The organism is Clostridium sp. (assembly GCF_036646415.1).
GTDB lineage: Bacteria > Bacillota > Clostridia > Clostridiales > Clostridiaceae > Clostridium_J.
The window spans coordinates 62,772-75,433 of sequence record NZ_JAVXMF010000012.1; the positions used below are offsets into that span (position 1 = coordinate 62,772).

Annotated in this window: 10 protein-coding genes; 1 reads left to right on the plus strand and 9 read right to left on the minus strand. The window is 30.4% G+C overall.

The window, feature by feature from the left end; genetic code table 11:
• Positions 1–131: 131 nt before the first annotated feature.
• From dltD to RSD37_RS09845, 3 genes are all read right to left on the minus strand, one after another.
• Positions 132–1,319 (minus strand): D-alanyl-lipoteichoic acid biosynthesis protein DltD, encoded by a 1,188-nt coding sequence (gene dltD / locus RSD37_RS09835; protein ID WP_346946555.1) that lies wholly within the window; start codon positions 1,317–1,319, stop codon positions 132–134.
• Positions 1,320–1,489: 170 nt separating this feature from the next.
• Positions 1,490–3,079, minus strand: a complete 1,590-nt coding sequence (locus RSD37_RS09840; protein ID WP_346946556.1) for a hypothetical protein — start codon at positions 3,077–3,079, stop codon at positions 1,490–1,492.
• Complete coding sequence (locus RSD37_RS09845) at positions 3,072–3,782, minus strand: ABC transporter ATP-binding protein (RefSeq protein ID WP_346946557.1); 711 nt, start codon at positions 3,780–3,782, stop codon at positions 3,072–3,074. The genes RSD37_RS09840 and RSD37_RS09845 overlap by 8 nt, the downstream gene beginning before the upstream one ends.
• 769 nt (positions 3,783–4,551) lie before the next feature.
• On the opposite strand from RSD37_RS09845, the gene RSD37_RS09850 reads away from it, so the two are divergent.
• Entirely contained in the window at positions 4,552–6,534 is a 1,983-nt protein-coding gene (locus RSD37_RS09850; RefSeq protein ID WP_346946558.1) for a sodium-translocating pyrophosphatase, read from the plus strand.
• Positions 6,535–6,612: 78 nt separating this feature from the next.
• Here RSD37_RS09850 and RSD37_RS09855 read toward each other — a convergent pair whose 3' ends face one another.
• The 6 genes from RSD37_RS09855 to RSD37_RS09880 form a co-directional block, all read right to left on the minus strand.
• On the minus strand, positions 6,613–7,488 hold the full coding sequence (locus RSD37_RS09855) for an ATP-binding protein (protein ID WP_346946559.1): 876 nt from the start codon (positions 7,486–7,488) through the stop codon (positions 6,613–6,615).
• Positions 7,489–7,719: 231 nt separating this feature from the next.
• A complete protein-coding gene (locus tag RSD37_RS09860; protein ID WP_346946560.1) occupies positions 7,720–8,040 on the minus strand; it encodes a DUF1622 domain-containing protein in 321 nt (106 codons plus the stop codon).
• Between the two features lie 199 nt (positions 8,041–8,239).
• Positions 8,240–9,097, minus strand: a complete 858-nt coding sequence (locus tag RSD37_RS09865) for a 4Fe-4S binding protein (RefSeq protein WP_346946561.1) — start codon at positions 9,095–9,097, stop codon at positions 8,240–8,242.
• Between the two features lie 259 nt (positions 9,098–9,356).
• Positions 9,357–10,301, minus strand: coding sequence for a type I phosphomannose isomerase catalytic subunit (locus RSD37_RS09870; RefSeq protein WP_346946562.1), 945 nt, complete (start codon positions 10,299–10,301; stop codon positions 9,357–9,359).
• Between the two features lie 183 nt (positions 10,302–10,484).
• Positions 10,485–11,603, minus strand: a complete 1,119-nt coding sequence (locus RSD37_RS09875; RefSeq protein WP_346946563.1) for an amidase domain-containing protein — start codon at positions 11,601–11,603, stop codon at positions 10,485–10,487.
• Between the two features lie 33 nt (positions 11,604–11,636).
• Positions 11,637–12,578 (minus strand): M15 family metallopeptidase, encoded by a 942-nt coding sequence (locus RSD37_RS09880; protein ID WP_346946564.1) that lies wholly within the window; start codon positions 12,576–12,578, stop codon positions 11,637–11,639.
• Positions 12,579–12,662: the final 84 nt, after the last annotated feature.

The following is a 12,662-nucleotide window of genomic DNA, read 5'->3' on the forward strand; positions in this document are numbered from 1 at the left end:
TTGGTATTTATAATCTTCACTTTTAAAATTGATTATATATAAAGGGAAGATCTTTAAGTGTAGATAAAACAAATATTAAAAATACAGCAACTAATGTAAGTGTCAATATTATGCTATCTATAATTTCATTTTTATCTCTCGCTAAAATACTTAGAAATTTCTTCATTTACCTTAAGCCATCCTTTCCATCCTAAATGCATTACATCTGTTAAATAATATTTTTCATATTCTTTATCTTGTAAATTAGCAACTGAAAAGCCTCTTTCCTCAGCTAATTCTTGAAGTTTATTATAAAACTCGTCACGCTTCTCCTCCGTAATTCCAAGATGATTATAATATAGTCCATTTACTGGCATCAATACTATTAGTGGTTTTACACCTAAATCCTTGCTTGTATCCAAAAACAATTCATAATCCTTAAATTCCCTTGATGCCATTAGATCAATGTCTATTAACTCATCTTTAAATTTAGGATACTTCTCTCTCAAATATAAATCATAATAGCTGTCTTCAACATTTATGTCATTATTAGTTACCTTAGCTACTCCCTCTTTTTCTGCTTTAGCATATTCAGCTTCCCAATTAAGCTCTTTAGATTTTTCTTCTGTTTTATCTGGTAGACTCTCTAACTCTTTATAAGATTGAGTTTTGTCCTTAATCTCTAATGTATATTCTTTAAACTTATAATAAGGTTTTAATAAAGTTAAAGCTATATTAGATAACAAGTTATCTTTGGAATAAAGATAAGCATAGATTTGCTCTTCTCCATATTCTCTACTCTCTTTCAATAACTGATTAATTCTCTTTGCATAATTCATTTTAGTTTCATCACTTACTTTGTCATTATTAAACATCTTATAGAATTGATGCTCAGAAAAATTAACACTAAAATTGTCACCACTTATACCTGACCCTTGAGTAAACCATTGTAACGAAACTATTAATGCAACCTTAGAATCACTTTTAATATTATCAGTACTACTTAGCATAGTAGCATGCTGTAATGACTGGGTATATGCTCTTCCAAATATACTTACATCATAATTTGCTTCTTTGAATGGAAATATATTTATAGGATTCTGGTCTACTGGAGAAGATAGCTCCGATGAACCTAATAATATTAAGTCATCCTCATTAAACATACTATCCTTAAGTACCCCACCTCGGTCTCTTAAAATATGATCATAGGTGTGCTTTATAGGTTCTAAATCTTTACTAATGCTCTTATCTTCATATTTTTTAGTTATAACCTCATTAAAACTAGAAATAAGAATACCCATGCATACTATTGGAATTATAAAATATCTATATCTCTTCATTGATTATTTCTACAACCTTTCATGTTTTACTTTTTATACATTTTAAAATATTACTAATTTATTATATATAACAATAATAATAATTAATAGTAGTTTTCTAATTTTTATCATTATCTATCATATTATTAATTTCCTATTTAAAAATACTTCACACTTATAAATATTAATTTCTATTTCAGCTTAAAAGTTCTTGGAGCAACATTATATGTAATAACTAAAGCTATAATCATGTATATTAAGGTTACAACAATTACACCTATACTAAACAAATAAGAAGAACCATCTAATGATAAACACATATAAGAAATAAAATAGGTAATTCCATTTATACCACTAAATAATGGACTCTTTATAGTTAACTGGGATGTATAAGGCTGAATTGTATAGTATAAAAATAAGTGATGTATTGAAAAGAAACATGACAAACAAATGATACTTAAAAACATTGGTATCATATTCATTATTGCATTAATTTGTCCTGTTGCAACTATGATAGAACACATTCCAATACATAAAGCTACAGCTGGTATAAGATTAAGAATAACCACCCTTTTAAGTCTAGCAGTAAAATTAGAAATTATAACTTTACCTTCTCTATAATATCCATATCTCAGTAAGCTTACATCACAATTGTAGAACATAGCTTTAGCGACCTTCTGACTTGTTGACATTGCATACATTATAAACACCCATGCAGATGCAGTTTTTTGCATAATACGTAATAAATCTGCCTTTATTTCTGGCATCAATACTATAGCACCTATTATCCCTAATGATAAAATTATAATTGCTATTGTTCTGTTTTTTGTAGCTGTAACTATCAATTTTCTATGCCTCATAAAGAATATAGCATTTATATATTCATAGCCCCGTTTGTTTTCATATTTCCTAGAATCCAAATCTTTAGCTTTAATTTTCTTCTCATCTATTTTTACATCCGAAAAAGTAGCCTGCACTACTACATCTTCACCATTAGACATCATATTCTTTGTAATTATAACCTTAGATAGATTATTAAAACCTCTGTATTGGAAAATATATAGGATACTTAAAACTCCAACAATTACTATAATCAATAACCCCAGAATACTATAAAGAAAACTTCCAACGTCTATTACAATGCCTAGGTAAGGTAATAGATAAGCTAATAAAAGCCCTATAACTATAGCAACAACATTAAACCAAGGTTTTGTTGGAAGCATTATATTACTTCTGTCATATATAAATAACTCTACAGCTTCACCAAAAGACTTTATAGCTATAAACTCTGTAGCTAATATTATTGCATTCACCGGAGAACAAATAAGCAGCATGGCAGGAATAAACCATATGAAATTAACCATTCTTGCATATACTATTTGACCAACAAAGTATTTTCTTGGATTCACTCTCATAAGTCTAATCATCTTAAAAGGCTTCTTCATACCCTCCAATACTGTAACATTTACAAATGGACCCATTACTAAGCTTAAGAAGAAGAATATATGAATAGCAATTTCCTTTGAATCCCCACCATTTCTTGCAAAAAACATAGCTGGAAGCAATACCATAAGCAGTATATATATAGCTTTACCAAGGAACCTAAGTAAGAAACTTATGACTTCAAATATAGTTCCTATTGTCAGTTTTGTCTTAGTTTCTTTATAGATACTCTCAGGTATCTTTTTTCCTATAAGCGGAACCTTTTTTAAAAAGTATATTAACCCATTAACCTTTTCTGCAAAGGAGAACTTATAAGTATTAACAAAAGTTCTAACCATGGTTCTCCTCCTTTAAAATTTCCATAATCCTATTCTCAAATCCATCACTACTTAAAATTTCACTAGGCACTTCTTGTAATTTCCCATTATTAAGCACTACAATTTCATCACATAAATCTGTAGCCAATTGTAATATGTGAGTAGAAAATATAATTATATGCTCACTCTTAATCTCCTTTAACAAATTCTTAATCTCAAGGGCAACTATAACATCAAATGAACTCAGTGGCTCATCCAATAAAATCACCGGTGGTCTTGTTATCAAGAAACATAGCATCTGAATCTTATTTTTCATTCCATGTGAGTATCCCTTTATAAGTCGATATCTATCCTCTTCCTCTATTTTAATTATATCAAAGTACTCATCTATTGAACGTAAATTTTTAATCTTATCCTTATTTATATCAATGTAGAACTTTAAAAACTCATAGCCTGTTAAGAACTCAGGAAGCACTGGGTCCGCAAAAACATATCCTATCTTTGAATAATCTAAATTACCATTTTCTTCTCCGTCTTCATGAAGTGTTACAATACCACTATCAGATTTCAATTCTCCACCTATACAATTAAATAAAGTTGTCTTTCCAGCTCCATTACGTCCCAAAAGTCCATATATCTTTCCTTTTTCAAATTCAAAGGACGCACCTCTTAGTACCTGTTTATTTTCAAAGTTCTTCTCTATATCTTTTAATATTAATTTCATTAGTTTTCCCCCACTCTAACCTTATTAAATATATTGATAAAATAATAATTCATTCTATACTTATTATTTTATCATAAGATTCATCTTTGAAATCTTACAATGTTAATAATAAATACTAATATTGTTATTTATTATGATTTTATTACATATTTCTATATAAATCCTATTATAGCCACTACACAAATCCTATTATTTGCAACTAAATATTATAAAACTTTAAAATCCCCTAAAGTTTTATAAATTATAGTCGAAATTTGAATTGTAATTATATATTAAGTTTGATAATATATATTTGAGTATTTGTATTGGATACTACTTTTCATTAAATAATATCTGATTACAACTATATTTATTGGATTCTAATTTAATTTTTTTAAAATACATATTTGCATTTGATGTTATTTCTATTTAAAATAACAAACCCACTACGTTGGGTTTGTTTTTCGTATGATAAGACTTCATAGAAACATATATAATATTTTACTGCAAAAATAATGATATAATTATCAATTTTAAAACATTTCACTATAGTATCCTGAAAATTTACTATGCAAAATAACCCATTTGTTTGTAAACATATACTATTTTGACTTTGTCCATATTAAATTAATTAGATGAAAATAAAAGTCTTCAGAAAAGAAATGATGAAAGTATAATATCCTTCTATACTACAAAAGATAATGCATTTGAAGTATCTATAATTTAATAATTACTACAAATATAGCATTTATTTTTTAATTAATTTAACAAGAAACAGGAGGACTATATTATGGAAAATTTTATTTACTTTTCGATAGTAGCAGGAGTATTTGCATTAATTTGTGCATTTTTACTACTATCAAAAATCACTAAAAGTAGTGAAGGTACAGATAAAATGAAAGAGATTGCTGAAGCTATTAGAGATGGTGCTAATGCATTCTTAAAAGCGGAATATAAATTATTAATTATTTTCTGCATTATTGTTTTTGTATTAATCGGCTTTGGAATTGGAAGCTGGGTTACAGCACTTTGCTTCTTAGTTGGAGCATTTTTCTCATCTTTAGCAGGATATATTGGTATGTATACTGCAACAAAAGCCAACGTAAGAACTGCTGAAGGTGCAAGATCATCTGGTATGAGCAAAGCACTTTCTATTGCATTCTCTGGTGGTGCTGTTATGGGAATGTGTGTTGTAGGTCTTGGAATTTTCGGTATAAGTATTATTTATCTTTTAACAAATGATGTACAAGTACTTACTGGATTTAGCTTAGGAGCTTCTTCTGTAGCTCTTTTTGGACGTGTTGGTGGTGGAATATACACTAAAGCTGCCGATGTTGGCGCAGACCTTGTTGGTAAAGTAGAAGCTGGAATTCCAGAAGATGACCCACGTAACCCTGCAGTAATTGCAGATAACGTTGGTGATAACGTTGGTGACGTTGCTGGAATGGGAGCTGACTTATTTGAATCATACATAGGTTCTATAATATCTGCTATTACACTAGGTGCAGTTTCTTTCGGATTAAGCGGAGCTATATTCCCACTTGTAATATCTGCAGTAGGAATCTTCTGCTCTATTATTGGTATTTTACTTGTAAATAATATCAAAAGTGAAAATCCACATAAAGCTTTAAATAGTGGAACTTACTTAGCAAGTATATTAGTTGTTATAATTACTGCTATACTAAGCAAAGTATTCTTTGGTGAATTCTTAGCATTCTATTCTATAATCTCTGGAATTATTGTTGGTTTATTAATTGGTAAGTTAACTGAAGTATATACTTCAAGTGATTTTAAATCAGTTAAAAAGATTGCTGATCAATCTGAAACTGGTTCTGCTACAACAATTATATCTGGTCTTGCAGTTGGAATGGAATCAACAGCATTTCCTATAGTATTAATTGCTATTGCTATACTAATTTCTTATCACTTCTCTGGATTATATGGAATTGCTCTTGCAGCTGTTGGAATGCTATCTACTACTGGTATTACAGTTGCTGTAGATGCTTACGGTCCAATCGCAGATAACGCTGGTGGTATTGCAGAGATGTCAGGTCTTGATTCATCTGTTCGTAAAATTACAGACAAGCTAGACTCAGTTGGTAATACAACAGCTGCAATGGGTAAAGGATTTGCTATTGGATCTGCTGCACTTACTGCATTAGCTCTTTTCGCATCTTACTCTCAAGCAGTTGGTTTAACAACAATTGACTGTCTTAACCCTAAAGTAATTGTTGGATTATTAATTGGAGGAATGCTTCCATTCTTATTCTCAGCATTCACAATGCAATCAGTTGGTAAAACTGCTAACGAAATGATCGTTGAAGTTCGTCGTCAGTTTAAAACTATCCCTGGCCTTCTAGAAGGAACAGGAAAACCTGACTATAAAAGTTGTGTTGAAATTTCAACTAAAGCAGCTTTAAAAGAAATGCTTCTTCCAGGAGTAATGGCTGTTGTTTCACCAATTATAATCGGTGTTTTACTTGGAGCTGAAGCTTTAGGTGGACTATTAGTTGGTTCTCTTGTATCAGGTGTTATGCTTGCAATCTTCATGTCTAACGCTGGTGGAGCATGGGATAATGCTAAGAAGTACATTGAAGAGGGTGCTCACGGTGGTAAAGGTAGTGATGCCCACAAAGCCGCTGTTGTTGGTGATACTGTAGGTGATCCATTTAAAGATACATCTGGTCCATCTATCAATATCTTAATCAAACTTATGACAATTGTTTCTTTAGTTTTCGCACCATTATTTATTGCTATTGGTGGATTACTGTAGAATATTGCAGTTTAAAATAAAGTAAATTAATAAACCTCCTATTGTAGATTTTAAATCTCTACAATAGGAGGTTTTGTTTTATTCTATAAACTCATCATCATATTCATCTAAAAAGAAATGTTTCTCTCCATCCTTTTGCCATCCAAGTATAGCATCCATATTAACATTTTCAGCAGCCTTAAATATAGATTTATCAACATCCTTAAATGTTAGCTTTAACTCTTTAATCATGTCTTTTATTTCATGTCTCTTATTCCCAATCTTCTTTGCTGCTACCATACATGCACAGTTAAGTGGCCATATTCCACTACTTTGTATGAAATTCTCTATGTATGTCTCCTCTACATAATAAAGTGGACGTATAAGCTCTAGTCCCTTAAAGTTCGTCGCCTTTAGTTTTGGTAGCATTGTTTTAAATGTTCCTCCATAAAGAACATTTAACATAGTTGTCTCTATAACATCATTAAAATGATGACCAAGAGCTAGTTTATTACATCCAAGTCTCTCAGCCTCAGAATATAATGCACCCCTTCTCATTCTCGCACACATGTAGCATGGATAATCCTTAGCTATTACATCTATGATATCAAATATCTTAGAATCAAATGTATGTATTGGTATATTTAAATAATTACAATTATCTATTAAAAGTTCTTTTATCTGTGGATGGTACCCTGGGTCCATAGCAATAAACTCAAGTTCAAAGTTAACCTGTCCATGACGCTTTAACTCTTGAAATAACTTTGCCATTATAATGCTATCCTTACCTCCAGATATACCAACAGCAATTCTATCCCCTTCTTCTACTAGCTTATATTCTCTTACAGCCTTTATAAATTTAGACCAAACCGTTTTTCTATACTTTTTAATTAAACTACGTTCTATATCTGCAAGGGGCTTTCGTTCATTAAAAGGAACTAATATCTCGCAACCTTCTCCAGCTATATCACTCATCTACATCACCTCATCAAATTTGTATATATAATATTATTCTTACTTAAGTGTAGGTTGATTAAATCTCAATAACCACAAACTTACCATGATATTATAACACCTTTATATATTTTTGTCTTGCAGGCTACTGTAACTTAGAATGACTTAAATTATAAACTCTAACTTATTTAAAATACCAGCTTATTACTTATAGATATTTAATGATAACTGGATTAACTCTTATTAATTTTATTAGTGTTCTGCACTTTTTATTTCCCAGTGAATAACAAAAGTTAATATTGCTCTTAACAATATTATTGCTGCTAATATATACATCTCATCAAAACTTCTAACTATTACAGTCTTTAATATCTCTCCTGCAAGCTTAAATTCTAATGCAAGTGCTAGTGATTGTGCAAAGTCTACCTTTATTGAATAGTTTACTTCATTAAATAAACTTAATACAAATCTATAGAAAGCTTTTATTCCTGCAACTACAATTACCGCTGTTCCCATTAATTCCAATATCTCAATGATTATTGGTATTATAGTTTGGATAATATTATGTAACATAACCACACCCCTTTTCTTCCCCTTAATATAGTATGATGTAAAATTTAGCTTGTCCGATGCTTAATACCTATGAATTCTATTAATTATTTTTTGTGTCTGACTCTATAATTTTACAAACTAAAAGCACACATTAAATTAGTAATTATAATACTAATATTAATATGTGCTTTCAAATCAAATATACTTACATTATTATATTTTATAAGGTTTTTAGAATTCCATTTATAACTGCTTCTTCTCCAAGTCTATCCATTACATAGCTTATTCTCTCAAGGGACTCTCCATTTTCTCTATAGTAAGTAAGAATTTTTTCTACCACATCAAAAATTTCATCCTCTTTAAATACTTGTCCTAAATCTGTACCAAATCTATATGCTCTTCCAAATCTTCCACCTATAAATATTTTTGCTCCAGTTTCTTTAATTGTAAATGCGCCTGGCTTGCAACTTCTCACACAGCCTCCACAATTAACACATTTAGATCTATCAAATTGGATTTTTTTATCTACAAGCTTTAAAGCTCCCTGTCTACAACCCTTTATGCATATTCCACAACCAACACATTTATCATCGTTATACGAAGGAATTGTTAATCCAATTATTCCAATATCATTAAGATTTGCTTTTGCACAGTTATTAGCACAGCCTGAAATACCAATTTTACACTTATGTGGAGTTGACTCTCCAAATTCTTTATCTGATAATCTATTACAAAGTCCTTGAGTATCTATGTTTCCATGTAAACATATAGTTCCCTTACATGATGTTAATGGTCTTAATTTCTTCCCAGTCCCACCATGTTTTAGCCCAAGAGATTTTGCTTCTTCAATAAGTTTATCTACATTATCTCCATGAATCCATGGAACTTCCACTGAAAGTCTGGTTGTGAATCCCATATATCCTCTTCCATATTTCTTTGCAATATGTGAGACATTTATCATTTCCTCAGAAGTCATATTTCCAGCTCTTGATAAAAATCTTACAGAAAAGTGCTCCTTATCATTTTGAAGTAAAAACCCTAGCCCCTTTAATTCTGTAATTCTTTGATTGCTATACATTTAATTACACTCCTTAAGACACCGTATGTAACATATATTAAGCGGCATCATTATGTTTATTTCTTTACACTTACCTTAACAACATCTTACCACGTATTAATATCACTGTTAATTAGGAATTTCTTATCACATATATAATAAAATCTTATGATTATCTAGTTCCCATAATAATAAAACCAAATATTTCTCATATTGACTATGGTTTAGCGAAGATACTATGAAGTCCTTATTAACAGTGATTTAAAATATATTCTTCACATTAAATATAGCTTTTTATCAACTTCATATTCCCACTTAAAATATACTCTCCTAAATAAGCTGGAATTAATATACTATCTAACATAGATATGATAATTTCCTTTCTAATTCCACCATCGGTAAATTTAATTTTCCCTTCACCATCTACACATGTTAATACACAGAATTTATCACTGTTACTTTTTTCAGAATAACTACCTTTTATATTGTATACATCCATATTAAATCCACTAAAGCTTATGCAGTTTTGTATTTTCTTATTTTCATCTATAAGTATAATCTTAGGTTCTAAAGTAAAATCAATGACATCTAGAGCTTTCTTCATATGCAGTTCTCTTCCTCTGTTATAATCATAGACCCTATAGGTAGTATCACTATTTTGTTGTATTTCAGCTAGAAGTATTCCTTTACCTATAGAATGCAAGAGTCCTGCTTCTATGAAAAATAAATCTCCTGGCTTCACAGGAATTCTATTCATGTAGCTTTCAACTGTTCCATACTCACAACTTCTTTTAAACTCTTCCTTTGTACACCCATTAGTACCAACAATTATCTCTGCATTTTCTTCACAATCTATAATATACCAGGCTTCTACTTTGCCATTGTCACCTTCTATTTCATGAGCATACTCATCACTTGGATGAACTTGTACAGATAAATTTTCATTAGAATTTATAATCTTAACTAATAAAGGAAAGTCCCCTTCTGCAAATCCTTCCTTCATCACTTTATCTCCTACAATTAAATCCCCAATATCTTTAATAATTTCAAGTAAAGTTTTACCTTTATACTTTCCATTAATAACTTCACTCATACCATTCTTGTGACAAGCAATTTCCCAGCTTTCTCCAATGTTTCCCTGTGGTAGATTTCTTCTGTAACTTGAAAGTTTTCTTCCGCCCCAAATCTTTTCATAATATAAATTTTCAAATTTTAAAGGATACATATTACCCTCAAATATAAAGTGTTTATATTTTAGAGTATGCTATGTATCCTCATAAGGTTAATATTTAATTGAGTATGGTTCAAAATAAAGCAGAATACTGACTAGTTATTTATTTAACCATGCCTTATTACAACTCAATATAATTAATCCTTTAATATCTTTATATATTTTTCATTATGTTTCTTAGAAGTGAACCCTTATAAGCCAAAACTTGATGTTTTTATCACTCCAACCTAAATCCCAAGGTACATCATTTCTATCAGTATTATGGCAAGTAACTAAACTATAGCCTCTTGAATCTGCACTTGTAACCATAGAAATATGTTTTATATCTCCTTTTTTCTCATAAGCAACAAAATCTCCTGGTAGAAGTTCATAGGATGCCTTATATACATTTTCATAACTTCCATGAGCAATTACTGAAGCTCTACCACTATATACCCAGTAACTTTTAAATTTATCTGCGTTTACCCAAGATGCAGATGCATCACCTTTATTATAATTCCAAGATGAATTCTTTTTAAACTTTCCACCCTCATGGAGCATTTGAGAAGCAAAATTAGCACAATCTCCACCTTCAGGGTTAAAGTTTCTATAAGCTTTATTATATTTATATTCATATTCCTCTTCAGTAGCTGCTCCACAATACTTATTTCCATAATCCACAGTAGCTATTCTTCTTTCATCTAACTGTGAAAAATCTCTAGGATTCTGTCCCAATATAAACTCCTTAACATCATCAACTTTTAACTTTTCTAAATTTAAAGAGTCAGCAAAAGGATCTGTATACCATTCCTTTTTTATCAGTAACTTATCCCCATTGTTCATAAGGGTAATTACATGATAAGTACCAATTCTAGATGCATTGACTTCATCTGGTCTATCTTCATATATATATCTATATTCAGTAGAACAAGTGAAATTTGCTTTAAACCCATTATCCGTTTCACTAATACTATTAACCACTACTTTGGGAAGTATTTCTGTAATCCTAACTCCTTGCTTCTGCTCCCAGTTATGTAGATAAATCATCTTTTTCTCTTCATTTTCATAAGCCCATTGACCATACTTACTTGTCATGTCATATACAGCTTTAATACTTTCTTCTTCACCTGTAACAATTGCTCTATTCCGTGCTGAAATAGTATCTTCTATAAAATTTCTAACCTCTAACTTTACTTCATCGTCTACATCTTCACCATAAGCATTAGCCAAAAGAAGATTTGCAATTATAATACATAATAATATTCCAAATATAATCTTCCACGACAATAATTTCTTCAGAGATTTTATAACTCTCATAAAGGTCCTCCCTTATTACAATTACATATTGTACTAATTTAAAGCATCCTCAATAATATTTATATATTCATTTATCTTCTCATCCCTTGGAATTTCACCAAACCACTCATCACTCTTAGCTGTAACTTCTCCAAAATACTTAGCCTTTATTATTACCTCTGGTCTATACTCAAAATGTAGAATGTCAAAGTGTCCCCACTTTCCACCCCAAACAAAGTTATTCCTCTCAAATATTTCCACTAGTTCCTTTGGATATGATAACATTCTTTTTTCTCCAGCTTCTCTAGTTGCCCATTTCCAATAGTCACTTGGGTTGCTATTTATGTCTATAGCTATACCATAAGCATGTGGGCTCAACTTTCCTGTACCTGCTATAACTCTATAATTAAAAGTTCCATTGATAGGATTTATAAGTCCTGCTACAGCTCCATTACTCTCAGAAAGACTCTTTAATTCTCCCATAGCAGACTTCAAACTTTCCGCCGCTCCATTGTTTTTATTAAACTGATAATTTTTATAAGGTGCAGGTACCCCTATAAGATTTTTAGATACTTGTTCTTCGCTATGACCATAGACTTCATTTAGTAATGCATAACATCTAAACCTGCCTGGATCTCTATTAACCTCTAACAACTTATCAATGATTGTAAGTGGATAAATCTCTTCTAATATATCCTGAATATCTGCATTATCCATCTTCTGATTAAAATTTTTACTTTGCTTATCATCATAAAGAATTTTCTTTCCTGATGTTGTAATTAAAAAAACTTTTCCCTCTTCAGCCTTTTCTATTCCACTTATATACTCTGGATATGCCATCATTAAGGTTAGAATATCTTGCTTCATAGTAATATTATAATTTGCATCCTTACTACTTTTCTTAGTTTCTTCAATATCATCCGCTAATACTATCGGGTTACTCATAGCTATAAATATACCTAAAATCAAAAGTCCACATATAAATAACTTTTTCATATAAATCCTCCTACTAAAATCTATCCATTCCCCTTTTACACGCTATAAAAAATAGCCTAAAAGTATCCTCTAGGCTATTTTGTG

Excerpts from the sequence above, each read along its gene's own strand:
- dltD (WP_346946555.1), bottom strand. The coding sequence starts at position 1,319 with ATGAAGAGATATAGATATTTTATAATTCCAATAGTATGCATGGGTATT.
- RSD37_RS09840 (WP_346946556.1), bottom strand. The coding sequence starts at position 3,079 with ATGGTTAGAACTTTTGTTAATACTTATAAGTTCTCCTTTGCAGAAAAG.
- RSD37_RS09845 (WP_346946557.1), bottom strand. The coding sequence starts at position 3,782 with ATGAAATTAATATTAAAAGATATAGAGAAGAACTTTGAAAATAAACAG.
- RSD37_RS09850 (WP_346946558.1), top strand. The coding sequence starts at position 4,552 with ATGGAAAATTTTATTTACTTTTCGATAGTAGCAGGAGTATTTGCATTA.
- RSD37_RS09855 (WP_346946559.1), bottom strand. The coding sequence starts at position 7,488 with ATGAGTGATATAGCTGGAGAAGGTTGCGAGATATTAGTTCCTTTTAAT.
- RSD37_RS09860 (WP_346946560.1), bottom strand. The coding sequence starts at position 8,040 with ATGTTACATAATATTATCCAAACTATAATACCAATAATCATTGAGATA.
- RSD37_RS09865 (WP_346946561.1), bottom strand. The coding sequence starts at position 9,097 with ATGTATAGCAATCAAAGAATTACAGAATTAAAGGGGCTAGGGTTTTTA.
- RSD37_RS09870 (WP_346946562.1), bottom strand. The coding sequence starts at position 10,301 with ATGTATCCTTTAAAATTTGAAAATTTATATTATGAAAAGATTTGGGGC.
- RSD37_RS09875 (WP_346946563.1), bottom strand. The coding sequence starts at position 11,603 with ATGAGAGTTATAAAATCTCTGAAGAAATTATTGTCGTGGAAGATTATA.
- RSD37_RS09880 (WP_346946564.1), bottom strand. The coding sequence starts at position 12,578 with ATGAAAAAGTTATTTATATGTGGACTTTTGATTTTAGGTATATTTATA.